The organism is Ralstonia sp. RRA, from assembly GCF_037023145.1.
Taxonomy (GTDB): domain Bacteria; phylum Pseudomonadota; class Gammaproteobacteria; order Burkholderiales; family Burkholderiaceae; genus Ralstonia.
Genome location: NZ_CP146091.1, coordinates 2,635,557 through 2,658,809 on the forward strand (window position 1 = coordinate 2,635,557; position 23,253 = coordinate 2,658,809).

Below are 23,253 nucleotides of genomic sequence, written 5' to 3' on the forward strand. Positions count from 1 at the left end.
CTGCAAATGGTTTGGCCTGAATTGCGTTCGCCAGTCGGCACTCCGGGCGAGAGGCGTTCCACCGGCCAGCCGAGGACTGGGAACGGGGCACGCACCGGCCCTGTATGCCGAACGCTTTCGGCAGGTGGGGACGATTTGCGGAGTTTCGAGCAAAACCTCTTCAAAAACTGACCGTTTTTCGCCACAAACCCACCTTTGGTGGCCTTGACAGTCTGTTGCTTTCCTCGAACAATCGAATTCAACATGTGCGCCTTACTGCCCCAAAAACACTTGGCAGCAAGCGTCATGATTGGTGAGCCCGGGAGGCCTCACACCAGTCGACAACAGATCGACAACCGCTTCAGGCTGTGGTGTTTTGCCACAAGAAGACCGATCGCTTGCGGCGCGGTTCCACCCGCGCCATTCGTCGTGCCCCAGGGCCGGCGGCCGGGCGATGACTGCGCGGTACCGCTCTGCACTGCCCCGACAGGCAACCCCTCCCGGCTTGGACTTGTGTTTTCTCGGAGGGGTTTTCATGGCACTCGGTACTGTCAAATGGTTTAACGACGCCAAGGGTTTCGGTTTCATCTCGCCTGACGAAGGCGGCGAAGAGCTGTTTGCGCATTTCTCGGCCATCCAGATGGCTGGCTTCAAGACGCTCAAGGAAAATCAGCGCGTCTCGTTCGAAGTGACGCAGGGCCCGAAGGGCAAGCAGGCCACCAACATCCAGGCTGCCTGATTCGCGTCACCCAGCACCCGGCCTCTGGCAAGGGTACTGAAATGCAAAAAACCCGGCGACCTGCCGGGTTTTTTGTTGCCGGGGCGGTGGAGAATGGCGGCAATGCCGCACGTTGCGCAACACGTCATTTCGTCTGGCCGTGCGCTACGGTAGTGGTGTCCCCCCGCTATCCGCACCATCCACCCAAGGAGCCCCCCATGACCCGCCAACTGACTCGTACCACCGCCGCCCTCGCCCTAGTTGCTGCGCTGCTGCCAGCCGCAGCCCAAGCCCAGATCGGTGATCTCATCAAGGGCGCGACGCAGGGCAACAGCCAGGGCTCGTCGGGTGGCTTGGGCAGCCTCGGCAATCTCGGCAATCTTGGTGGGGCGGGCGGTCTGCCCTCGCTGGGCTCGCTCACTTCCGGCAGCACCGGCAACGTGGCCGGCGTGCTGGAGTTCTGCCTCAAGAACAACTACCTGGGTGGCGCATCGGGCGCAGCCTCGGTCAAAGACAAGCTGCTGGGCAAGCTGGGCGGCACGCCGTCCTCCGACGCCGGCTACAGCGATGGCGCAAGGGGCCTGCTCACTGGCTCCAATGGCAGCACGTTCGACCTGAGCAGCGTCAAGGAGCAGATCACCAAGCAGGCGTGCGACAAGATCCTGTCGCAGGGCAAATCGCTGTTGTAAGCAAGCCGGGCAGGCGTACGGGCACTACACTGCCGATATCAGCAAGCGCCCGCCTGTCTGCCTGAACACGCAAGGAGCCCCATGCTGGAAACCGCCGCGCTGGCCGCAGGCCTGTCCTGGACCAGCGGATTCCGCCTCTACCTGGCTGTGTTTGCCGCCGGTGTGCTGGGCCGCACAGGCTGGCTGCACCTGCCGCCGGGGCTGCAGATGCTCGAATCGTGGTGGGTGATCGGGCTGGCCGGTGTGCTGGCCGTGGCAGAGTTCCTGGCCGACAAGATTCCGGGGTTCGATTCCGTCTGGGATGGCATTCAGACCTTCATCCGCATTCCCGCCGGGGCCATCCTGGCGGCAGCGGCATTTGGGCAACTCGATCCGCAATGGATGGTGGCGGCGGGGTTGATTGGCGGCACCTTGGCTGGAACGGCACACGCCACCAAAGCCGGCACGCGTGCGCTGATCAACGCTTCTCCCGAGCCGTTTTCGAACTGGGCGGCGTCGTTCAGCGAAGACATTACCGCGACTGGCGGGCTGTTGATGTCGTTCTTCCTGCCAGTCGCGTTCCTGGTGGTGCTGGCGATCTTGCTGCTGGTGGCCGTCTGGCTGCTGCCGAAGCTGTGGCGTGGTGTGCGGCGCCTGCGTGATGTGCTGCGCGGGCGCACGTCGGAGCCGCCTGCTGCCGGCCCCACCCGCCTGCCGCGCTGACGCTTCAACCCAAGAAACGCAGCAGCCCAAACAGCGCCAGAGCCAGCGCGCAGGACCATCCTGAAAACAACACGCGCCACACCCAGTGGCGCGGAATGAACCCCACCCCACGCACCAACCCCGCACTCATCGCCCAGAACAGCAGCATGGCGAGGGCGTGGTCCGCATGGCCAGCGCCATTGGCGGCGATGTACGGATACACCGTGCCGACCGCCATGACGATCAGCCCGGCAGCCAGGCTGGCTGCGTGGATACGCGGCTTAGGGGCGTCGCTCACGTTGGCCGTGCTCACGCGCGGTCCTCGTCGGTGGCAGCACCGGCGGCGCGCGCGTCACTCACCTCACCCCACATCGCGTTGAGCACGGCCAGCAACACCGCAAAGCCGACGCCCAGAACCCAAGTGAAGTACCACATGTCATGTCCTCCCTGGGTCAGTAGACCGAATGCTCATTGGCCCGGATATGGGCGACCGTCACCTTGCCGCGCATCACGCGGTAACACCAGCTCGTGTAGATGAGGATGATGGGCGTGAAAATGATCGCGGCCCAGAACATCAGGCCCAGCGTGAAGTGGCTGGAGACGCTGTCCCACACCGTCAGGCTGGCGGCGGGCATGCTGGACGACGGCAGTACGAACGGGAACATCGACGCGCCCGCCGTAGTGATGATGCCCGCCAGCCCCAGCGCAGACAGCACGAAGGCCAGCAACGTGCGCCCTGCCCGCACCAGCACCATCGCCAGCAGCGGCCCAAACACGCCGAGCAAGGGCAACAGCCAGAGCAACGGCTGCACTTGGTAGTTGTGCCACCACGCATCGGCGGCGCGCGCCACCGTCTTGGCCATCGGGTTGGACACGCCGGCCGGGTCGATGGCTGAGGTAATGGCATAGCCTTCGATGCCACCCCAGCGCAGCCATGCGCCCGCCGCGACGAAGGCAATCACGGCGACGATCGCGGCGCCGGTTGCCGCCTTCGTCGCACGTTGCTGGATCGCCCCTTCCGTACGATGCGCGAGATAGATGCCGCCGTGCATGGTGATCATCGCGCTCGACACCACGCCGGTCAGGATGGCGAACGGGTTCAGCAATTGCCAGAACGTGCCGGTGTACGTCACCACCATGAAGGTGTCGAAGTGGAACGGCACACCCTGCAGCAGATTGCCGAACGCCACGCCAAAGATGAGCGGTGGCACCGCGCCCCCGACAAAGAGGCCGATATCCCACGCTTTGCGCCACGTGGCGTTGTGGATCTTGCTGCGGTAATCAAACCCGACCGGGCGGAAGAACAGCGTCCACAGCACCGCGAGCATCGCCCAGTAGAACCCGCTGAACGCCGTGGCATACACCAGCGGCCACGCTGCAAAGATCGCGCCGCCGCCGGTGATGAACCAGACTTGATTGCCGTCCCAGTGCGGGGCGATGGTGTTGATGGCGACACGGCGCTCATCGTCGGTCTTGCCGACAAAGGGCAGCAGCGTGCCGACGCCCATGTCGTGCCCGTCCATGATGGCGAAGCCGATCAGCAGCACGCCGATCAGCAGCCACCAGATGACCTTGAGGGTGGGATAGTCGAACATGGTGGCCTCCTCAGGCGTGGGCGGCTTCGAAATCGTAGCGACCGGTGCCGAGGCTGCCGGGGCCCTGCCGCGCGAACTTGATCATCAGGTACATCTCGACAATCAACAGCAGCGTGTAGAAGCCGATAAAGCCTGCCAGCGAGCCGTACAGGCTGGCCTCGCTCAGTGTCGACACGCTCAGGTGCGTGGGCAGTACGCCGTAGATCGTCCACGGCTGGCGGCCGTACTCGGCGACCACCCAGCCGAGCTCAGCGGCAAGCCACGGTGCGGGCAGCATCCACAGTGCCCAGCGCAGCAGCCAGGCCGGCGCCTTGCGCTGCGGCCGCAGCGTGCTCCAGAACGACAGGCCAAACAGCGCCAGCATCAGCAAGCCCAAACCCACCATGGCGCGGAAGCCCCAGAACATCGGCCACACACGTGGCACGGTGTCGTCGACCGCCTTGTCGATGATCTCGGGCGTGGCTTGCCGCACGTCGGTCACGTACTTCTTGAGCAGCAGGCCGAAGCCCAGGTCTTGCTGATGAATCTGCAGCGTTTGATGGGCAGCAGCATCGTCCGGGTTCTTGCGCAGTGTTTCCAGTGCGGCCACCGCTTCGATGCCGCTCATGATGCGGCCGCGGTTACGCACCTTGATCTCGTGGATACCCGGAATCTGCTTGGACACCGAGCGCGTACCGATCAGGCCCATCACATAGGGAATCTCGACCGCCCAGTCGTTCTTCTGCTCGCGCTGGTTGATCGACGCGATCACGTTGAAGCTGGCCGGCGCGGGTTCGGTCTCCCACATGGCCTCGATGGCGGCCATCTTGGTTTCCTGCGCCTCGCCCACCGTGTAACCGGATTCGTCGCCCAGCACGATCACCGAAAGCACGCTGGCCAGCCCAAACGCTGCCGCCACGCGGAAGCTGCGTCGCGCAAACTCGACATCGCGCCCACGCAGCAAGTACCAGCTCGAGATCGACAGCACGAACATCGCGCCCGTCACGTAGCCGGCTGATACCGTGTGCACAAACTTGGCCTGCGCCACGGGGTTGAAGACGACGGCCCAGAAGTCCGACATCTCCATGCGCATGGTCTGCCAGTTGAAGTCGGCACCCACCGGGTTCTGCATCCAACCATTGGCGATCAGGATCCACAGCGCCGAGAGATTGGTGCCAATCGCCATGAGCGTCGTCACGAGCAAATGCTGCGTCTTGGTGAGGCGATCCCACCCGAAGAAGAACAGGCCGATGAAGGTGGATTCCAGGAAGAACGCCATCAGCCCTTCAATGGCCAGCGGTGCCCCGAAGATGTCGCCCACGTAGTGCGAGTAGTACGCCCAGTTGGTACCGAACTGGAATTCCAGCGTGATACCGGTGGTCACCCCCAGGGCAAAGTTGATGCCGAACAGCTTGCCCCAGAAGCGCGTCATGTCCTTCCAGATGACCTTGTTGGTCATCACGTAGACGCTCTCCATGATCACCAGCAGCCAGACCATGCCCAGCGTGAGCGGCACGAACAGGAAGTGGTACAGCGCCGTCGCCGCAAACTGCAGCCTGGATAGATCGACCAAGTGCTCGGATATCACGGATGCCCTCCCTGCGCGGATGTTGTCACGCCAAACCGGTCGGCGGCCCGCTCGGCATCGACCGGCACCTGGTGATCCCGCACGAAGACCCACCACAGCACGGCCAGCACCGCCACCTTGATGGTGACGGCAACAAACAGATGGCGGGCAAGGCGGCGATCGTTGGGGCTCACAGGGGTCGGGCGCTCCAGAGGCGGGCCAGTGCCATCGGCGAAGCTTCCTGCCGATGGTACAGAAAGTCACATGGGAGCCAGTCTAGTCACCGTTGCGATGACTGACAAACGTTTCCCGACCGCATTTGTGAGGTATTGCCCACCCGCAGCCGCGTCACGACGGACGGTGTGCGACACGTGCTGCACCGCACCAGCAGAGACGCACCACGGCCCAATGGGGCTTTACCCGACCCGCGAGCCTGACGCTAGCTGCAGAGCCGCTGCAATCCTGCCAGGTCGCCACGGGTTGCCAGCTGGTGCACCTGGGTGGCAAACGCCTCGCACTGCGGGTGCTCGGCGCGCAGCGCATCGGCCCAGTCGATCAGGTCGGAGATGGCGCCCAGATCAATCAGCGCCAGCGCAACGGCGCGTGCCTCCGGCGGCGGACCGACCAGCGGAGCGGCCTCCGAGGTGTCTGTCACCGGTGGAAGACGGCGCAGCCCCAGCAGGCGCGCCAGCGTTTCCTGCAACTCGGCCAGGTTGATCGGCTTGAGCAGCGCCGCATCAAATTCAGGCGCGGCGGGGTCATCGCCGGCAGCCGTGGTTTGGAGAATTGCCGACAGCACCACCACGGGAACCCCCGGGAGGTGCACCCGGGCGGCTCGCAATACGGCAAGGCCATCTGCGCCAGGCATCAGATAGTCGGTCAGTACCAGGTCGGGGTGTGCACCGCCCGCCTGCGTCATTCGCTCGATGAGCGAAGCACCGTCTGGCGCGGTTTCAACGGCAAAGCCGAGACTGGATAGTTCATCGGCAAGCAGGCGGCGGATGTCAGCGGTGTCCTCCGCAACCCAGATGCGCAGGCCTGTCCCATCAATGCTGGGTACTGCTGCGCCGATCTCCGCAACATGGTGGCGCGATACCGCGTCCTCGGCAGCGACCATTGCCGTCACGTCCAGACGCATCGACGTACCAACGCCCGGGGTGCTGTCGACCGTCAGCGACCCGCCCATGCGCTCGGTCCATTGCCGGACGATGGCCAGCCCAAGCCCTGTCCCCGGCTGCGTGCGTGCCGTGTCCAGCCGCTGGAACGGTTCGAAGATGCGTTGCTGATCTGCGGGCGCGATGCCGAGCCCGGTGTCCTTGACGATGAAGGTCAGCCGCACCGGCTGCGCGATCTCGACCTCGCCCGCACAGTCGATCAGAAGTTCGATACGGCCATCGGTGGTGTACTTGGTCGCGTTGTCCAGCAGATTGCCGAGCACCCGCCGCAAGCCCTTGGCATCCAGCTCCAGCACGGGCGGCAACGGACGCTCGATGCGGAAGCTGAACTGATTGCCGCGGCGCCGCGCCAGCTCGGCACCTTCCTGCACAACGGCATCGAGCAAGGCATGAACGTAGACCGGCGCACTGTGCAATGCATCGGGCTCACCACCGCGTGCGTAGTCGATCAGGTCGTTCACCATGGCGAGCATGTGCCGGGCACTGCGGCCGATGATCCGGCCCCGTTCGCCGTTCTCATGACCGGCGGCCTGTACCAGCTCGGCAAAGCCGATGATCGACGTCAACGGTGTCCGCAGATCGTGGCTGATGCGGGCGAGGAAATCGGTCTTGGCGCGGTTCGCTTCATCCGCGTCGATGAGCGCGGTGCGCAACTCCTGCGTACGTTCGACCACGGCGTGTTCCAGTTTGAGCTGCTCCTGGTGCTTGGCATCCAGAAGGGCCTGCTGCATCGCTGCATGCGATGCGGACGTCTCGCGCGAGCGCCGGACTACCAGTGCACCCATCATCAACAGCGTCGCCAGCTCCGCCAGCCAGGACAGCTTCACACCAGCATGCCAACCACGGCTCAAGGTGCCGTGGATTTCCAGCAACCCGATCACCTGCACCAGCCAGACCACGCCAAACGAGAGCATGAACAGCCTGGCATTGGGCAAACCGCGACGCCAGGCATCGGCCATGGAGATCGCCCACAGCACGTTGAACGATGCGACGACGACATTCGAATAGATGGCCCCAGCGCGGTAGTCCCCCAGTGCCGTCCATACGCCCCCGACCAGCAAGAGCATGACAACGATGCGGTAGAGCCACTTCCACGCAGCAATACGACCCAAGCCGACAAAGGCCATGGTGGTAGCCGCATAGAACACGGTGGTCAGCACGCCCAGTGTTGAAGGGGCACGCAAGACCCATTCGCCACCCGCCCGCAAAACGTAGCGGTACAGATAGCCCTGGATGGCCATGTTGTAGAGCACCGCCAGGCTGATCCAGCCAAACAGGCGCAGAAAAGCGCGGTCGCGCCAGGACCATCCCTGGATCAGCGCGTACAAGGCCAGCAGCAACGCGGGACCAACCAGAAACGCCTGCAGCATCAGGTCGTGACCTTCCTGCTGCCGGAACGCAGCCGGCTTCCACAGCCGGGGGTCGAGGTCGATCGCCGATCGGCTGTCGATGCGCAAGACAAACGTCACCCGCTCGCCCGGCGCCAGGGTGATGGGAAACACCGGAATGGTTGCTGCAACGGCGCGCGTGCTCAACGGCAGGCGGTTACCCGCGAAAACGGTCTCTCGTGCCGCGTCCTCACCGGGCGCGAGCCGGAAGTAGTCCACCGACTCCAGCCGCGCGGGGCCGACCGCCAGCCAGCGCGTGACGGGCTCGGCGCCGCTGTTGTAGAGCATGCCCTGAAGCCAGAATCTGGAAGCGCTATAGCCTGGCGTCAGCGTTGTTCCGGAAATGGGCTTCCAACTGGCGCTGGCGAGCGCGTCCCTGAGATCGAGCTGCCCGGCCTTGTCTTCCAGCACGGACAGGTGTGGCAGCAACGCAAGCGACGGGGTATCCGTGCGCGCGCCGCGCCCGACATCAACCGGCTCCGCCCACGCAGCCCGACCGACCAGCGCCATCAACAGGCTGAGCGCAAAGGCAACGCAAACCAGCCAGCGCAAGCGCTGCCCCGACGATTGGATGGCAAGCGCGAGAGCGCTCACAACCGGACTCCGGAACCCTGCCGGAACTGGCTGGGAGACAGACCAAAGCGCTCACGAAACGCGGTGGAGAAATTGGCCGTGGTGCTATAGCCAAGCTCCCGCGAAATCGTCTGTACGTCGAGCGCGGTTTCGGACAACATGCGCCGCGCCTCCTTCATGCGCGCCTCGCGCAGGAAATCGAACACGGTCACGCCCACACATTGCTTGAACGCCGCATTCAGTCGCCGCGCATTGGTGCCGACTGCGGCAGCAAGCTCCACCAGGCTCGGTGTTTCGGCAAGCCTTTCGAGCAACAGCTTGCGCGTCGCCCGGTACAGGATGGCATCCAGCGTGCTGGAATTCGCGCTCACCGCATCACCCTCTTGCGGCGCGCCAACTGGCGTAGCGACGGGCTTCAGGTGAATGCACAGGCGCAGGCGCACCTCCTCAAAGTCGAACGGTTTGGTCACGTAGTCCACCGCGCCGGCCGAAAGCCCAGCCACACGCTCCTCCGGCAACGCGGCGGAGGTCAGGAAAATCAACGGAATCGCCCGCGTGACCGGGTTGGCCTTGAGCAGCCGGCAAGCGGTCATGCCGTCGCAGACGGGCATGCGAATGTCCATCAGGATCAAGTCCGGCTGCACGCTCTGGGCCTTCTGCACGCCATCCTGCCCGTCACGAGCGATATAGACGCGGCAACCCCGTCGCTGCAGAAAATCCACCAGCAGCATGCGACTCTCGTCGACATCGTCAACGATCAGGATGCGTTGACCGCGCAACGGATCCGAAGACAGGGGTACAAGGGTGTCGGGCATGGGCGCGATTAAAGCATGCCCACGACTGAAAATGGAGCGCCCCTCTCAGCCTCTCGGCAGCAAAAATTGCGGTACTGCGCCCCTCAAGTTCCCGTACCGATTGCCGCCCGAACAAAATTCTTCCTGCCACCAAAACAAATGCGCATTCGCGCAAAACTCCCAGCCCCTCGCACCGCAAAGCACGAGATAAGTTGATTGCGTGTGTTGCATCAGCAACCGGAATCCCGGCCCCGAAATCAACGCCGGCAGACCTGACTGGAGACCAGACTTGCTTGAAGCGGTAGCGGACTTGGCACAGCCCCCCATTACTACGAACTTGCCCGCACACCATCCAGCCGACGACGGCGCGAAACATCGACTCACCATCGACGTCTTCTTCGATCTGATTTGCCCGTGGAGCTGGGTCGGTATCCGCCAACTGGCCGCGGCCATGCACGAGTTCCAGTGGCAGTACCCCGCCGTCGGGATCCAGATCAACTGGCGCTCGCGCCCACTCCTGCCGGAAGTACCGCTAGGCGGCACGGCATACCAGCCGTTCTATCTGGCCCAGTCTGGCAGCCCCACTGCCGTGGCCATGCGGCGCTCACAAGTACAACATGCGGGGCAAGCCGTGGGAATCGCGTTCGATTTCAAGCGCATTCGCATCCTGCCAAATACCGCAATCGCTCACGGATTGATCGAGCATATGGCCAAGCAAGCCAGCCCTCTGCAAACCATTGGACTGGTCGAGCGCTTGTTCAAGGCATTCTTCTCTGATGGCGAGAATATCGGCGACCCGCACGTGCTGGAGCGGCTGGGTCTGGAGCACGGTGTGGGACGACCGATGCTGCTTGCCTGTCTGAATGATGTGCGCAGTCACCTCCCCCCACCTGCCCCGGAACGGCCACGGCGCGGCCGCCCAGTCAAGGAAGAGATACTGAGCACCCCTCATTTTGTCTTCAATGGCGCTGCCACCGTGTCCGGTGCAAGATCCACGGAATCCCTGCTGATGAGCATGCTGCGATCCGTCGAAGGCACGTGATTGGCCTGTGCAAGTCCCACGCGTTGTCCAAGGGTGATCGCGCCAAGGTTGTGGTGCTGGTGGAAACGCTGGCGGGTTAAGCCCAAGAAAGCGCCACCTTCCGACGGCTCCCCAACGCGTACACACCGGCACGGTGAGCCAGGCTACCGTCGAGAACACGATCGAGGCTTGGACCCCTCGTGCATGGCAGGAAGCCGCACCGCCTAGTGTGCCCCTATCACGTTACCTGATCAATGTTGCGCGTCTTTGGCGGCACGATCGATCAGATTGGCCACCACGGCGGGGTGTGAGACCAACGACATGTGGCTCGACTTCACAGTCGTCACGCGGGCTCCGATCTGTTTGGCCAACGTGCGCTGCACTGGCGTCTTGAGCGCATGGTCTTCTTCGGTAACGAGGTACCACGTTGGCTTGTCGTGCCAAGCCGCATGAGAGACTTTGCCAGTAAAGGCGGATACGGAAATTGGAACCTGCGTAGCAGCAAGAATGCGCGCATGGGGCTCGGGCACATCGCCCGCCATGACGTCGCGATACGCGGCCGGGTCGTCGAGCCAGATGAAGCCTTCATTGTCGGGCTTCAAGCCATCCATGGGCGCCTTCAGGCGCATCAGCAGATCGGACACGGATTCTCCGCTGTCCGGCACAAGCGCCGAGAGGTAGACGATGCCTTTGACATTGTCTGCATTCCCCGCCTCAGTCACCACGGCACCGGCATACGAGTGCCCCACCAGAATGACATCTCCCGACTGGCGGGCAAGCACGCGACGGGTGGCAGAAACGTCGTCCGCCAGAGAGGTGAGCGGGTTCTGGACAGCGGTCACGTGATAGCCCTTGCGCTGCAGTGCTGCAATGACCTCTGCCCAACTGGAGCCATCGGCAAAGGCACCGTGCACCAGGACGATATTTCGGATCGGGTTACTCACTTCCTTTGCCTCACTTGTTGGGGTGAAGAGGCCCACCATGAGCCCGACGAAGATTGCAGCAGATTTGAGCCACCGGCTCCGGAGTACTTTCATGATTCGCTCTCGCACGTTGCATGAAGGGAAAAAGGTGGGTCGGATTACCAATAAAAAACCCCGGAGATCATTGATCTACCGGGGTTTTTGGCTCACCGTGAAATCAGGCGAAACGATCTTACATGTTGTCGATCATCACCTGACCAAAGCCCGAGCACGACACTTGGGTCGCGCCTTCCAGCAGACGGGCGAAGTCATACGTGACCTTCTTCGACAGGATCGACTTCTCGATCGACGAGATGATCAGGTCAGCCGCTTCCGTCCAGCCCATGTGGCGCAGCATCATTTCGGCCGACAGGATTTCGGAACCCGGGTTCACGTAGTCCTTGCCAGCGTACTTCGGAGCCGTACCGTGGGTGGCTTCGAACATGGCAACGGAGTCGCTCAGGTTCGCACCCGGGGCGATACCGATACCGCCGACTTGTGCAGCCAGGGCGTCGGAGATGTAATCGCCGTTCAGGTTCAGCGTCGCCACGACCGAGTACTCGGCCGGACGCAGCAGGATCTGCTGCAGGAAGGCGTCGGCAATCGCGTCCTTGACGATGATTTCCTTGCCCGTCTTCGGGTTCTTGAACTTGCACCACGGGCCGCCGTCGATCAGCTCGGCGCCGAATTCCTTCTGTGCCAGCGCGTACGCCCAGTCACGGAAACCACCTTCCGTGAACTTCATGATGTTGCCCTTGTGCACGATCGTGACCGACGGCTTGTCGTTGTCGATCGCGTACTGGATGGCCTTGCGCACCAGGCGCTCGGTGCCTTCACGCGAGACCGGCTTCACGCCAATGCCCGACGTTTCCGGGAAGCGGATCTTCTTGACGCCGAACTCGTCCTGCAGAATCTTGATCAGCTTCTTGGCCTTCTCGCTCTGGGCTTCGAATTCGATGCCGGCGTAGATGTCTTCCGAGTTCTCACGGAAGATCACCATGTCGGTCTTCTCCGGCTCTTTCACCGGCGAAGGCACGCCCTTGAAGTAGCGCACCGGGCGCAGGCAGACGTACAGGTCCAGCTCTTGGCGCAGCGCCACGTTCAGCGAACGGATGCCGCCGCCCACCGGCGTCGTCAGCGGGCCCTTGATGGACACCACGTAGTCCTTCAGGACTTGCAGAGTTTCTTCCGGCAGCCACACGTCCGGGCCGTACACCTTGGTCGACTTCTCGCCAGCGTAGATTTCCATCCACGAGATCTTGCGCTTGCCGGCGTAGGCCTTTTCAACGGCTGCGTCCACCACCTTGATCATCACCGGGGTGATGTCGAAGCCAGTGCCGTCACCCTCGATGTAGGGAATGATGGGGTTGTTGGGGACGTTCAGGGAGAAGTCTTGGTTGACGGTGATCTTCTCGCCGGCCGGGACCTTGATGTGTTGATACATGGACGACTCCAGTGCAGACCGCAGGTAAGCGGGTGGACGGTGGGGGGTTGACAGCACAGCGTGTCGCCCCGGGGTGGCCGGGCCGGCACGCTGCAATGAACTGGTGATTCTAGCGGGCTGCGATGACACTCTCACGGTGCACCGCACAAACCTCAACTCTTATATAAGACACAAGAGTTAATTTCGCATTATGCCGGAAAATTTCACCATCCGCCACAGTCGTGCACATGGCGAAACGGCGGGTCAGCTGCTGGGCTGGGTGGCGTCGGAGGCGCGTTCGATCAGGCTGCGGGCATCGGCCAACGCAGGGTTGGCGCCGCCCTGCGCGGTCCAGGCGTCGACCAAGCGGCCGAGGGCGGCGCGCAGTTCCACATGGCGATCAGCCTCCAGCAAGCCAATCAGGCCCGTGCCGCCCAACCCGGGGTGATGGCGCACCAGCCAGGCCAGGGTCTGGATGTGGTCGACGAAGCGGGCATCGGCCCGATACAGATTGCTGAAACAGTTCAGCCCTATGTGCCGGTCGAGCGGCTGGCCGGAGAGCGTCTGTGACACAAGCATGAAATCGTCCAGGCTGGAGGCAGCCTGATCGGGCACGCGGCGCAGGCCCAGCGTGACGGCGAGCATCGCCAGCGCGCCGCCGCCAAACAGGAAGTCGCGGCGGGTGAATCGGGCAGGCTTGAGGGGATGGGAGGACAACGGAGAGAGCGGCACGGCGGATCTTGGGCAGAGTCCGGGCGATTCTCAGGGCCGATCCACTTCGATCCAATCAGACACGTCCGAAAGCCCATCCCTCCTGCTCAGAAGTCAGGCATCTTTTTTGCGCGGCGCAACATGCGCCACATCCCGGCCAGCATGCTGCTGACCCCGTCAAAACAACCTCAAAAAAAATCAACGCGACGTGTCAACGCGTCCGCAACAGCCTGCGTTATTGCAGATGACTCATTTAGCGGGTCGTTGGTTAACTCACTGATCAATAAAAGGATTCACCATGAAGAAGCTGATCGCTGCCCTGATCGCCGGCCTGTTCGCTGCTGGTGTGTACGCACAAACCCCGGCTGCTCCGGCTGCTGACGCTGCTGCTGCTCCGGCTGCTGCTGAAAAGGCACCGGCTAAGGCCAAGAAGCACGCCAAGAAGCACAAGAAGGCCGCTAAGAAGGCTGACGCTGCTGCTCCGGCTGCTGACGCTGCCAAGCAATAAGTTGGTGCTTCTGCCGGGCCCTAGCGGCTCGGCTGATACCGAAAAAAGCAGATGCTTATGCGTCTGCTTTTTTTTCGTCTGCAATTTTTGCAATCTCCCTGAGCCCGCATGCGGGGCTGTCAAAATAGCGCCATCTGTCTTGGGTACCTTGCGCCTTCCTCACAACAAGAATCAGGGAAGGCGCAATGGAAATTCGATCGATGTTCGCTCCGGTGGGCGCCAAGCGCACCGTGCTCACGATGGTCACACTTGCCGCACTGACTGCCGCTGCCGTGATTGCCGGCTGCGGCGGCTCGTCCTCCGACACGACGCCGGTAGCCGCCACGCCAGCCGACGCCGCCACCGCCGACAGCAATATCCAGGCCGCGTGGGTGGAGATTGGCGACAGCAACCAGGCTGTCGTGCGCGCGGTCACCACGTATACGAATAGCGCCTCCCCGGTTGACAACACGGTCTGCCCGCTGCTCACGGTAGACGGCACCTCCACGCGCATGAGCCTGCGCGTGGCAGCCGGCACCATCGCGCAGCGCACCACGGCCAGTGCCGCCAGCGATTCGAAAGCTTCGTCCTTCCCGGTGAATGCCTGCGAGGCCACCGTGCCCGCGACGGCGAAGGTGGCATCCGTTGGCTCGCGCGTGCTGCCGCTGCCCAAGGCCAACCCGCAGCGCGTGGTGATCCTGGCGGACACCGGCTGCCGCATGAAGAAGTCGAGCAACAGCTGGCAGTCGTGCAATGACCCGCTGTCGTGGCCGTTCGCCACAGCGGCCACCACGGCGGCGGCAATGAACCCGGACCTCGTGCTGCACGTGGGCGACTACCACTACCGTGAAAACGCCTGCCCGCCCGACGTGGCCGGCTGCCAGGGCAGCCCGTGGGGCTATGGCTGGGATACGTGGCAAGCTGACCTGTTCCAGCCTGCCGCCCCGCTGATGGCTGCCGCCCCGTGGGTGCTGGTGCGTGGCAACCATGAGGAGTGCGCGCGCGCCGGCCAAGGCTGGTTCCGCTTCCTGGATCCGCGCCCCTACTCCGCCGCCCGCTCGTGTGACAACCCGGCCAACGACAATGGCGCGAACGCATCGGACCCGTACGCCGTGGCCATCGGCACCGACACGCAGGTCATCGTGTTCGATTCGGCCAAGGCTGGCACGACTGCATTGGCGACCACTGACCCGTGGTTCCAGACCTACCAGAAGCAGTTCAGCACGGTGGGCACGCTGGCCGCCAAGCCGGGCGTGATGTCGATCTTCACCAACCACCACCCGATCCTGGGCTTCGTGCCGATCGCGGGCAGCACGCCGCTGGGCGGCAATGCGGCGCTGCTGTCGGTCATGAACAGCCTGAACGCCACGGCCTACTATCCGCCGGGCGTGCAGGTCGCGCTGCATGGTCACGTGCATGACTTCCAGGCCATCAACTTCACCAGCAACCACCCGGCGACCATCGTGGCGGGCAATGCTGGTGATTCGCTGGACGTGGCCCTGCCTGATCCGTTCCCGGCCATCAGCCCGGCCTCGGGCGTGACGGTTGGCAGCATCTCGCACAACAACTCGTTCGGCTTCATGGTGATGGACCGCCAGCCGGCACCCGCCAAGGGCTGGCTGTTCAAGGCCTACACCGTCAACGGCAAGCTGCTGACGACCTGCACGCAGAACGGCTCCAGCCTGGTGTGTGACAAGACGGGCTTCGTTGCACCTTGAAAAAGCTGAGCACTGCGCTGTTGGCTGCTGCCGCACTCTTCTCGGGTGCTGCGGCGGCCGAATCGATCGGCATGACGCCCAAGCTGGACGCTGTGCCGCCGCCCGCCGAGTCGACATCGTTCAAGCCGGACCCGAACCTCGTCGCACTCGGCAAGCGGGTGTTCTTTGACCCGCGCCTGTCGGAGCCGCAAGGCACATCGTGCGCGGCGTGCCACGATCCGGGCCGCGCCTTCGCGCCCACGCTGAAAGGCGAGGCGCTGCGCATCGGTGTGCCCGCCGGCAGCCGCCCGGGGCACGTGGCAGCGCGCAATGCGCCGTCACTGCTCTACCTGCGCTACATCCCGCATCGCTACTTCTTCCAGGACGACGACGCCAGCTTCCCGTCGCCGTTCGGCGGCTTCTTTGTCGATGGCCGCGCCGATTCCATCCCGGAACAGATCCGCGGCCCGCTGTTCAGCCCCGATGAGATGGGCAACCCCTCGCCGCGCGCCCTGCAGCGCAAGGTGGCCGGTACCGACCTAGGCCAGGCGCTGACAAAGCAATTCGGTGCCGACGCAGTGCGCGACCCGGAACGCCTCATTGGCGCACTGGGCAAAGCGCTGGAGGCCTATTTCCAAAGCGACGAGATGGCGCCGTTCACCTCGCGCTTCGATGACTTTTTACGCAAGCGCACACCGCTCTCCCCCGCCGAGATGCGCGGCCTCGCCCTGTTCCGCAACCCGGACAAGGGGAACTGCGCGTCGTGTCACCTAATGGTGGAATCGTCGTCGCGGCCCGAGCGCTCGCTATTCACGGACTTCGGCTACGACGCCATTGCCGTACCGCGCAATCCGCTGCTGCCGGCCAATAAGGACGCCAAACACTTCGACGTGGGCCTGTGCCAGACGGCGCGCAAGCTCAAGTGGCCCGAGCCCGACCAGTGGTGTGGGTACTTCCGCACGTCGGGCCTGCGCAATGTGGCAGTGCGCCAGACCTTCATGCACAACGGCGTGTTCCGCACGCTGCGCGACACGGTGGCCTTCTACGCCACGCGCTCGACGGATCCGGCGCAGTGGTACCCGGGCACAAAGGGAACACCCCTGCGCTTCAACGACGTGCCCGCCAAATATCAAGGCAATGTCAACGTGAACGCCGTGCCGATGAACCGGCGCCCCGGCACCACGCCCGCGCTGACGGAAGACGAGATCGACGACATCGTCGCCTTCCTGCGCACGCTCACCGATGCGCACTACGTGGGGCTAATGCCGGATGCGGCTGCGGACAAGGCACGCTCGGCACACGCGCCCAAGGCCGCCGCCAAGACGGCAGCCACCGAACGCCCGGCAACAAACACGCGGTAACAACTTCGTTCCGCCCTTGGGAGCAGTCTCATTGACGGCGGCTGGCCGAGTACCGATCATGGAGCGTTCTGTTTCTAGCCCACGACCTCCATGACTACCCTGTCCCGTCTGCTTGCCGCGCTGTCCGTGGCCGTTGCCGCCACCGGTGCATTTGCGCAAACACCCACCGGCCCCCAAACCGGCCTGCCCGTCGTCGACCTGACCATGGGCATGTACAAGGTCAAGGCGGAAGTGGCCGCTACCCCGCAATCGCGCGAAATCGGCCTGATGTTCCGCAAGAACATGCCCGACACCGCCGGCATGCTGTTCGTGTTTGATGAATCCGCCGGCCATTGCTTCTGGATGAAGAACACCGATCTGCCGCTGTCGATCGCCTTCATCACCGACGACGGCACCATCTCCGACATTGCCGAGATGAAGCCCCAGACCGAAGACAACCACTGCCCGACCAAGGCCGGCGTCTATGCGCTGGAGATGAACAAGGGCTGGTTTGCACGCAAGGGGATCAAGCCCGGCATGAAGGTGGGCGGGCTGCCTCAGCCGCGCTAATACGCTCATAGCAACAGAGAGGAGACAGCCGCATGCAAGCTTTCGACAACAACCGTCGCCGCTGGATGCGGCAGGCCGGTGCACTGGCCGTGGGTGCGGGTGCTGCCTCCGCAGGCTGGCCGTTGGCCGCCGCGGCCGCTGATGCACCCAAGGGCACCCGGCTGATCCTGCTGGGCACCGGCGGCGGGCCGACGCCCAAGAAGAACCGCTCAGCGCCGGCACAGGTGATCGTCATCAACGGCGTGTCGTACGTGGTCGATTGTGGCAACGGCGTAGGGCGCCAGTACGTGAGTGCTGGGCTCAAGCTCAAGGCCATCCGCAACATCTTCATCACGCACCAGCACTCGGATCACAACGCCGACTACGGCACGCTATTGCTGCTCGCGTGGGCCACCGACCTGACTGGCCCCGTCGACGCCTGGGGCCCGCCCCCGCTGGCCGCGATGACGACCAAGTTCCTCGAGCTGTACGACTACGACATCCGCACCCGCATTGCCGACGAAGGCCGCCCGCCGCTGGCGCCGATGATCCACCCGCACGAGCTGACCGAAGGCGGGCTGGTGATGCAGGACGCCAACGTGAAGGTGACGAGCGCGCTGGTCAAGCACCCGCCCGTGTCGCCGGCATTTGCGTTCCGCTTTGATGCGGCAGACCGCTCCATCGTCATTTCCGGCGATACGGCGCCGAGCGAAAACCTCGTGCGCCTGGCCTACGGCGCGGATGTGCTCGTGCACGAAGTCATGCACCTGCCGTCGCTCGACAAGCTGCTCTCCACCGAGCCCAACGCTAAGACGCTGCGCGAGCATCTCTTGGCCAGCCACACCTCTGCCGAAGACGTCGGCCGCATTGCCACCGAAGCCAAGGTGAAGACGCTGGTGCTGTCGCACTTCGTGCCGGGCGGCTATCCGTTCCTGGAAGATTCGGTGTGGCTGGACGCGGTGCGCCCGTACTTCAAGGGCGAGATCATCGTTGGACGTGACTTGCTGGAAGTCTGATCCAACTGAAGCCGATTACCGCGTCGTCTCGTTGCAATCCCGGTAGAGCATGTTGCCCGGGTTCCGACCTGCGGGCAGGGTCTCATCGGTCAGGAAGCCGGTGGGGCCCTTGGTCCACCAGACGTACTGGCCCGACGCGTAGCGCGCACCCGAGGCCGCGATCACATTGGCAAAGACCAGCGTCTTGCCGTCGAGCACCATGGACGCCAGTGGCGTATCCCCCACCGTCATGTACTTCACCGCGAGGGTCTTGCCGCCCTCACAGGTGTAGCGCACATCGCGCGGGTCCTTGATCGGCAACGCCGTGTAGGCACGCGCCTGGTCGATGGCCTTATTCAGACCCGCCTTGGCAAAGTCGAGCGCGGTGTTCAAATCATCGGACGACATGCCGGGCACCGGCGATTGCTGCTGCGCCACAGCCACGCCGCTGAACACACCGGCAGACAGCGCCACGCCAAAGATCAAGGCAGTTGTAGAACGTCGCATCGATCAGTCTCCTTGCAAGGTCAACAGAACCCGTTAGACGCGCGTGCGACGAAAAAGTTAGTCGGCTGCGGTAGCGTCAACGTTGGCGCCGGTCTTGAGAACGAACGGCGTCGGCTCCAGGCGTTGCGGCAGCTCGTCGGATAGCGCGCGGGCGGCATCGGCAAAGCATTGCACGAGGCTATCCGCCAGCGAAGACGGGGCATGGTGCTCGGCACGCATGGCGCGCACGTCAAACGTCTGCGCCGGCTCCAGCGCAAAGAGCGCGATGCGGTCCATGCTGCCGGTGGCGGCGGTGAACTGATCGAGCATCGTCACGCCCAATGACTCTTCAACCAGCGAGCGCGCCAGCGAATACGTCTGCACCTCCAGCGTCGATTGCGGTGCCAAGCCACCGCGCGCCAAGGTCTGCCCGACCAGCGAGCCAAGCGAGATCTGATCTTCGAGCCCGATGAAGGGCTTCTCCGCGACGAGTTTGTGCAGCGCGCGGCCATCCGTCCTGCCGCCGACCCAGGCGCGCGGCGCGGCGAGCAAGATGCGGCCCTGCGCGACGGGCGTGGTGCTGATGGCCGGATGCACCGGCGGGGCAAAGGCAAAGCCGACGTCGATGTCCTGCGAGAGCAGGCCCTGCACGATCTCGGCCGTGTGGTGGGTGAACACGCGCACCAGCGTATCCGGATGCCGTTGCGAGAAGCGCCGCACGGCGGGCGCGAGAATGCTCGGCGCCAGGCTGGGCGTGGCCGCCACGCGCAGGCGCCCGGCCCCCTTGTGCCGCAGATTGGCCGACACGCGCCGCACGCGCTCGACCTCCTGATACAGGCGCTCGACCTCAGAAAACAGCTCGAATGCCTCTGCGGTGGGCTGCAGGCGGCCCTTGGTGCGATCGAACAAGCGAAAGCCGAGCTGCAGTTCGGTGTGCTGCAGCACGCGCGTCACCACCGGCTGCGACACATTCAGCATGCGCGCCGCTTCGCTGACGGTCCCGACCAGCATCACCGCGCGGAAGACTTCGATCTGGCGCAAACGCATGGCCGCCGATCCTCACAATCCGAATAGGAAAGCGCCGATTGTGACATCCGGCGCCGGTCTTCGGCTAGGCAGCACTGCCCGAGGCCGGTGTGGTCGGGGTTGCCGATGTTGCCGCCACGCCCTCCGCCTCCAGCGCGTCAAGAAACACGCGCACCTTGCGCGGCACCAACTTGCGCGCCGGCATGAGCGCATAGACGCGCAACGCGGTCAGCTCGAAATCCGGCAGCACGCGCACGAGCCGGCCCGCCTCGACCTCCGCATCGCCCACGGAGCGAGCCATGCGGGCCACGCCCAGGCCACGCACGGCAGCGCGGGCGCGCATCTCGGCATTCAAGGTCTGCAGGCGCGGCTGGATGGGAATCTCGATGGGCTCGGCCGCGGGCTCGCCAACGGGGCGGAAGGCCCAGCTCGCGTCATCGGGGCCGGACAGACATGGCCAGCCGGCCAGATCGGCAGGCGTCTTGAGTGGCGGGCGTTCCGCCAGCAATGTCGGTGAGGCGTACAAACCACGCGGGATCATCACCACGCGCCGCGCCACCAGCGATGAGTCCGGCAGCACCTGGTCAACCATCACGAAGACGATGTCGTAGCCGCTGGCTAGCAGGTCGGGCTGCTCCCACGAGATATGCACCTGGATCTGCAGATGCGGGTAGCGTGCCAGCGTGCGGCACACGGGCTCGGTCAGGTGCTGGGCGCCCACTTCGTATGGGGCCGCAATGCGCAAGGTGCCGGCCACGGTTTCGCTGGCGGCGGTGGTATCGGCGTGCACTTCGCGCAGGCGCTCGAACAGTGGGGCGATGTCGTCGTAGAAGTGCGAGCCAGCCTCGGTCAGGCGCAACTGGCGCGTGGTGCGGGTCATGAGCCGCACACCGAGCGCGGCCTCCAGCCGCGACACGGCGGCGCTGGCGGTCGATTTGGGAATGCCCAATACCTCGGCGGCGGCAGTGAAGCTACCGGCCTCCACCACACGGCAGAAGGTTTCCCAGTCGTTCCACTCCATTGTTCGCATGACTGGACAGTGTTCCTAGAGTTGGCCGTTTATCCGGCTGGCGGGCAAGTTTATGCTCGGGCACATGTCGCTGCAAATCCTTCCGCCCGCCTCGTTGCGGGCGTTTCCCCATTTTTCTTCGGCTCGCATCCACGCTTTTGGCCTGGCGGTGGGCCTGGCCACGGGCCTCGATTTCGTCTCGTCCCAAATGATGGCCGTGGCGGGCCAGCATATCCAGGGCGGCGTGCATGCCAGCCCGGATGCGTATCTGTACGCCGTCACCGCCTATGCCGTGGCAGCGGTGGTGGCCAACCTGGCCATCGGCCGCATTGCCGCGCACGTGGGCTACCGGATGTTCGCGCTGGCGGGCATTGTGCTGTTCGGCATCGGCTGCGTGGTCTGCGCAACCTCCAACAATATTGGCGAACTCGTCATCGGCCGGACCATCCAGGGGCTGGGCGCGGGCGGGCTGTTCTCGGCCTCGCGCATTCTGGTGCAGCTCACCACCGAGCCCGATGAACGCATTCCGCCGATGCTGATGTTCAGCGTCGGCCTGTTCGGGCTGACGACCATCGCGCCGTGGATCTGCGCCGAGGTGCTCGAATACAGCGAATGGCGCGTGATCTTTTGGCTGGAACTGGTGCTGGCCGTGGTCGCGTGGATTGCGATGTTCTTCCTGCCGCCGGAGCGTCACCAGCCGCGTACGCGTGCCGCACGCCGCCCGCACGAGGCCCCGCCGGAAGATGGCGAATGGGACTGGATTGGCGTGGGGGCCATCGCCATCGGCGCGCTGTCGTTCCTGATGGGCCTATCGGAGCTGCGCTACAACCGGCTGACTGCATCGCCCGTGATTCCGCTGTTGTTGCTGGGTGGTACCGCTGCGCTGTTGCTGGCCATCCACCGCCTGCGCACGCACCCGGACCCGTGGCTCGATCTCTCGCGCCTGAGCGGTCGCCGTTACCTGTGGGGCATCGGCTTTTACGGCGTGTATTACCTGATGAGCGGGTACTGGTCGTACCTGTTCCCAGCCGTGTCGCAAGGCGGGTTGGGCTTCACGTTCCGCACCACCACGCTGTTCCTGATGATCAGCGGCGCGGTGTCGACCGTGGTGGCCGTCGTCATGACGATCTGGCTGCCGTTCTTCTTCCGCAAGCGCCGCTTTATCGCCATCGGCTTTGCCATCTATGCGGCGGCTGCACTGCTGCTGGCGACGAGCCTGATGCCCGGTGCGCCGGACTATGCGTTCTTCCCCGTGTCGTTTCTGGAAGGCATGACGCCGGGCACGGTGATGATCCAGATTGCGATGATGACCTACCTCGATCTGGACCGCGAAGACTTCGCGCACGGCTATCAGATGAAGAACATCGCGCGCCAGTTCGCCACTGCGGTGGGCACCGGGCTGGCGGTGGTGTCACTGCAGACGCAGCAGGCGGAATCGCGCTCGCTGATCGTCGCGCACGTCACGCGCTTTACGTCGGACCTGCAGGCAGCCAACCCGCTCACGCCGCAACGGCTGGCCAGCCTGTCGGCCGAGATTGATCGCCAGGCCACGCTGCTGGCCGGCACGCAGCTCTTCAGCTGGTTTGCGGTGGCGTGCGGGGTGTTGGCGGTGGTGGTGCTGGTGCAGCGGTCGTTGCGGTAGCAACCGAGCCCTCAACAATCTTGACGCCTCGAAAACCCATATTTTCAACAGGAAATGCAGCGCAAGTTTTTGAACTATTGTGCGCGGGTTCTTGGAAATGAGGCTTTTCGATACCCCCGCATATAAGCCGACGGCACTTAGGGCCCCGCAGGTATAGGACTCGGACAAGGGTTTTCTCGAAATTTCCCCAAAAACAAGAGGGTGACATATCGACCATACCCTTCCCACTGAACGCTATCCCTTAGCGCCCTCTCCCTGTAAAGAGAAATTGAATTTACACCATTTCTTTTCAAGATATCCGACACCATTCGGATTCGCTCATTGTTTAAGTGCCAACGAAGAAATTTACTATCAACCTCATCGACCTCGGACAGGACAAATATCACCTCATCGATATTTCGCATCCTATAAATGATTGGAAGGATTTGATCCCCCAAGCTATACATTGGTCGAATTGATCCGATATGGAATTTTATATCCACATAATTCCCAAGGTTGCAAGCCAATGCTGGGCCGCACGCAGCCAATCCAAGAATTGAAAAAGCAAGCAGGGATTTCATTTTATTCAGATTCATGATGCCTTTATTTCTACAGATCAAACGTTTCCGCAAAATGGATGATAAATTTCCCTGCATCGACACCGCAGCGCGCGAGACCCATCGAGTTCAAGACATTTTTCTCAGCTCACTTACTCTAGCGTGATTTAATTTCTCCAATCCACAGAATCGTCAACTTGACCCTCTGATACATAATCCACAACAATTGGT

The 23,253-nt window shown here is 63.5% G+C and carries 23 protein-coding genes; 10 read left to right on the top strand and 13 right to left on the bottom strand.

What is annotated here, in order from left to right:
- Window positions 1–514: 514 nt before the first annotated feature.
- From V6657_RS12745 to V6657_RS12755, 3 genes are all read left to right on the top strand, one after another.
- Window positions 515–718 (top strand): cold-shock protein, encoded by a 204-nt coding sequence (locus V6657_RS12745; protein WP_004631953.1) that lies wholly within the window; start codon window positions 515–517, stop codon window positions 716–718.
- Between the two features lie 197 nt (window positions 719–915).
- On the top strand, window positions 916–1,386 hold the full coding sequence (locus tag V6657_RS12750) for a DUF2501 domain-containing protein (RefSeq protein ID WP_048934531.1): 471 nt from the start codon (window positions 916–918) through the stop codon (window positions 1,384–1,386).
- Window positions 1,387–1,467: 81 nt separating this feature from the next.
- Window positions 1,468–2,088 carry a DUF4126 domain-containing protein gene (locus V6657_RS12755; RefSeq protein WP_048934530.1) on the top strand — a complete coding sequence of 207 codons (621 nt, stop codon included), beginning with the start codon at window positions 1,468–1,470 and terminating at the stop codon, window positions 2,086–2,088.
- A 4-nt stretch (window positions 2,089–2,092) separates the two neighbouring features.
- On the opposite strand, the gene V6657_RS12760 is transcribed toward V6657_RS12755, so the two are convergent.
- The 7 genes from V6657_RS12760 to V6657_RS12790 form a co-directional block, all read right to left on the bottom strand.
- Window positions 2,093–2,380 (bottom strand): cyd operon YbgE family protein, encoded by a 288-nt coding sequence (locus V6657_RS12760; protein ID WP_248694654.1) that lies wholly within the window; start codon window positions 2,378–2,380, stop codon window positions 2,093–2,095.
- Window positions 2,377–2,502 (bottom strand): cytochrome bd-I oxidase subunit CydX, encoded by a 126-nt coding sequence (gene cydX, locus V6657_RS12765; protein WP_021195764.1) that lies wholly within the window; start codon window positions 2,500–2,502, stop codon window positions 2,377–2,379. The genes V6657_RS12760 and cydX overlap by 4 nt, the downstream gene beginning before the upstream one ends.
- 17 nt (window positions 2,503–2,519) lie before the next feature.
- On the bottom strand, window positions 2,520–3,662 hold the full coding sequence (cydB, locus tag V6657_RS12770) for a cytochrome d ubiquinol oxidase subunit II (RefSeq protein ID WP_338752930.1): 1,143 nt from the start codon (window positions 3,660–3,662) through the stop codon (window positions 2,520–2,522).
- Window positions 3,663–3,672: 10 nt separating this feature from the next.
- Complete coding sequence (locus tag V6657_RS12775) at window positions 3,673–5,229, bottom strand: cytochrome ubiquinol oxidase subunit I (RefSeq protein WP_048934528.1); 1,557 nt, start codon at window positions 5,227–5,229, stop codon at window positions 3,673–3,675.
- Window positions 5,226–5,402, bottom strand: coding sequence for a cytochrome oxidase putative small subunit CydP (gene cydP, locus V6657_RS12780; RefSeq protein ID WP_048934527.1), 177 nt, complete (start codon window positions 5,400–5,402; stop codon window positions 5,226–5,228). The genes V6657_RS12775 and cydP overlap by 4 nt, the downstream gene beginning before the upstream one ends.
- Before the next feature lie 245 nt (window positions 5,403–5,647).
- Window positions 5,648–8,365: an ATP-binding protein gene (locus V6657_RS12785; protein ID WP_137884626.1), complete on the bottom strand. Its 2,718-nt coding sequence runs from the start codon at window positions 8,363–8,365 to the stop codon at window positions 5,648–5,650.
- Complete coding sequence (locus tag V6657_RS12790; RefSeq protein ID WP_048934526.1) at window positions 8,362–9,159, bottom strand: response regulator; 798 nt, start codon at window positions 9,157–9,159, stop codon at window positions 8,362–8,364. Before V6657_RS12790 ends, V6657_RS12785 begins: the two co-directional genes overlap by 4 nt.
- Window positions 9,160–9,427: 268 nt before the next feature.
- Between V6657_RS12790 and V6657_RS12795 the strand changes: the two genes are divergently transcribed.
- Window positions 9,428–10,180 carry a DsbA family protein gene (locus V6657_RS12795; protein WP_048934525.1) on the top strand — a complete coding sequence of 251 codons (753 nt, stop codon included), beginning with the start codon at window positions 9,428–9,430 and terminating at the stop codon, window positions 10,178–10,180.
- A 230-nt stretch (window positions 10,181–10,410) separates the two neighbouring features.
- Here the strand turns inward: V6657_RS12795 and V6657_RS12800 are convergent, their stop codons facing one another.
- The 3 genes from V6657_RS12800 to V6657_RS12810 form a co-directional block, all read right to left on the bottom strand.
- Window positions 10,411–11,142, bottom strand: coding sequence for an alpha/beta hydrolase (locus V6657_RS12800; RefSeq protein WP_048934524.1), 732 nt, complete (start codon window positions 11,140–11,142; stop codon window positions 10,411–10,413).
- A gap of 172 nt (window positions 11,143–11,314) precedes the next feature.
- On the bottom strand, window positions 11,315–12,565 hold the full coding sequence (gene icd, locus V6657_RS12805) for an NADP-dependent isocitrate dehydrogenase (RefSeq protein WP_048934523.1): 1,251 nt from the start codon (window positions 12,563–12,565) through the stop codon (window positions 11,315–11,317).
- A 243-nt stretch (window positions 12,566–12,808) separates the two neighbouring features.
- Entirely contained in the window at window positions 12,809–13,261 is a 453-nt protein-coding gene (locus V6657_RS12810) for a sorbitol dehydrogenase family protein (RefSeq protein WP_248694655.1), read from the bottom strand.
- A gap of 292 nt (window positions 13,262–13,553) precedes the next feature.
- Here V6657_RS12810 and V6657_RS12815 point away from each other — a divergent pair, with 292 nt between their 5' ends.
- The 5 genes from V6657_RS12815 to V6657_RS12835 all read left to right on the top strand — a co-directional run bounded on the left by V6657_RS12815 (window position 13,554) and on the right by V6657_RS12835 (window position 18,344).
- On the top strand, window positions 13,554–13,763 hold the full coding sequence (locus V6657_RS12815; RefSeq protein WP_021195779.1) for a hypothetical protein: 210 nt from the start codon (window positions 13,554–13,556) through the stop codon (window positions 13,761–13,763).
- 185 nt (window positions 13,764–13,948) lie between these two features.
- Window positions 13,949–15,460, top strand: coding sequence for a metallophosphoesterase (locus V6657_RS12820; RefSeq protein WP_048934522.1), 1,512 nt, complete (start codon window positions 13,949–13,951; stop codon window positions 15,458–15,460).
- Window positions 15,457–16,800: a cytochrome-c peroxidase gene (locus tag V6657_RS12825; protein WP_048934521.1), complete on the top strand. Its 1,344-nt coding sequence runs from the start codon at window positions 15,457–15,459 to the stop codon at window positions 16,798–16,800. Before V6657_RS12820 ends, V6657_RS12825 begins: the two co-directional genes overlap by 4 nt.
- A gap of 90 nt (window positions 16,801–16,890) precedes the next feature.
- Window positions 16,891–17,349, top strand: a complete 459-nt coding sequence (locus tag V6657_RS12830; protein WP_048934520.1) for a DUF192 domain-containing protein — start codon at window positions 16,891–16,893, stop codon at window positions 17,347–17,349.
- A 32-nt stretch (window positions 17,350–17,381) separates the two neighbouring features.
- A complete protein-coding gene (locus V6657_RS12835) occupies window positions 17,382–18,344 on the top strand; it encodes an MBL fold metallo-hydrolase (RefSeq protein ID WP_048934519.1) in 963 nt (320 codons plus the stop codon).
- A 15-nt stretch (window positions 18,345–18,359) separates the two neighbouring features.
- Here the strand turns inward: V6657_RS12835 and V6657_RS12840 are convergent, their stop codons facing one another.
- The 3 genes from V6657_RS12840 to V6657_RS12850 all read right to left on the bottom strand — a co-directional run bounded on the left by V6657_RS12840 (window position 18,360) and on the right by V6657_RS12850 (window position 20,856).
- Complete coding sequence (locus tag V6657_RS12840; RefSeq protein ID WP_031329643.1) at window positions 18,360–18,830, bottom strand: MliC family protein; 471 nt, start codon at window positions 18,828–18,830, stop codon at window positions 18,360–18,362.
- A gap of 57 nt (window positions 18,831–18,887) precedes the next feature.
- A complete protein-coding gene (locus V6657_RS12845; protein ID WP_048934518.1) occupies window positions 18,888–19,856 on the bottom strand; it encodes a LysR substrate-binding domain-containing protein in 969 nt (322 codons plus the stop codon).
- Window positions 19,857–19,920: 64 nt separating this feature from the next.
- Entirely contained in the window at window positions 19,921–20,856 is a 936-nt protein-coding gene (locus V6657_RS12850) for a LysR family transcriptional regulator (RefSeq protein ID WP_048934517.1), read from the bottom strand.
- A 73-nt stretch (window positions 20,857–20,929) separates the two neighbouring features.
- On the opposite strand from V6657_RS12850, the gene V6657_RS12855 reads away from it, so the two are divergent.
- Complete coding sequence (locus tag V6657_RS12855) at window positions 20,930–22,486, top strand: MFS transporter (RefSeq protein WP_048934661.1); 1,557 nt, start codon at window positions 20,930–20,932, stop codon at window positions 22,484–22,486.
- The last annotated feature ends 767 nt before the right edge of the window (window positions 22,487–23,253 follow it).

What these genes read in the sequence shown, in the direction of transcription:
- V6657_RS12850 (WP_048934517.1), bottom strand. Translation starts at nt 20,856, where the DNA reads ATGGAGTGGAACGACTGGGAAACCTTCTGCCGTGTGGTGGAGGCCGGT.
- V6657_RS12855 (WP_048934661.1), top strand. Translation starts at nt 20,930, where the DNA reads ATGTCGCTGCAAATCCTTCCGCCCGCCTCGTTGCGGGCGTTTCCCCAT.
- V6657_RS12835 (WP_048934519.1), top strand. Translation starts at nt 17,382, where the DNA reads ATGCAAGCTTTCGACAACAACCGTCGCCGCTGGATGCGGCAGGCCGGT.
- cydX (WP_021195764.1), bottom strand. Translation starts at nt 2,502, where the DNA reads ATGTGGTACTTCACTTGGGTTCTGGGCGTCGGCTTTGCGGTGTTGCTG.
- V6657_RS12820 (WP_048934522.1), top strand. Translation starts at nt 13,949, where the DNA reads ATGGAAATTCGATCGATGTTCGCTCCGGTGGGCGCCAAGCGCACCGTG.
- V6657_RS12790 (WP_048934526.1), bottom strand. Translation starts at nt 9,159, where the DNA reads ATGCCCGACACCCTTGTACCCCTGTCTTCGGATCCGTTGCGCGGTCAA.
- cydB (WP_338752930.1), bottom strand. Translation starts at nt 3,662, where the DNA reads ATGTTCGACTATCCCACCCTCAAGGTCATCTGGTGGCTGCTGATCGGC.
- V6657_RS12800 (WP_048934524.1), bottom strand. Translation starts at nt 11,142, where the DNA reads ATGGTGGGCCTCTTCACCCCAACAAGTGAGGCAAAGGAAGTGAGTAAC.
- V6657_RS12815 (WP_021195779.1), top strand. Translation starts at nt 13,554, where the DNA reads ATGAAGAAGCTGATCGCTGCCCTGATCGCCGGCCTGTTCGCTGCTGGT.
- V6657_RS12745 (WP_004631953.1), top strand. Translation starts at nt 515, where the DNA reads ATGGCACTCGGTACTGTCAAATGGTTTAACGACGCCAAGGGTTTCGGT.
- V6657_RS12845 (WP_048934518.1), bottom strand. Translation starts at nt 19,856, where the DNA reads ATGCGTTTGCGCCAGATCGAAGTCTTCCGCGCGGTGATGCTGGTCGGG.
- icd (WP_048934523.1), bottom strand. Translation starts at nt 12,565, where the DNA reads ATGTATCAACACATCAAGGTCCCGGCCGGCGAGAAGATCACCGTCAAC.
- V6657_RS12750 (WP_048934531.1), top strand. Translation starts at nt 916, where the DNA reads ATGACCCGCCAACTGACTCGTACCACCGCCGCCCTCGCCCTAGTTGCT.
- V6657_RS12840 (WP_031329643.1), bottom strand. Translation starts at nt 18,830, where the DNA reads ATGCGACGTTCTACAACTGCCTTGATCTTTGGCGTGGCGCTGTCTGCC.
- V6657_RS12830 (WP_048934520.1), top strand. Translation starts at nt 16,891, where the DNA reads ATGACTACCCTGTCCCGTCTGCTTGCCGCGCTGTCCGTGGCCGTTGCC.
- V6657_RS12755 (WP_048934530.1), top strand. Translation starts at nt 1,468, where the DNA reads ATGCTGGAAACCGCCGCGCTGGCCGCAGGCCTGTCCTGGACCAGCGGA.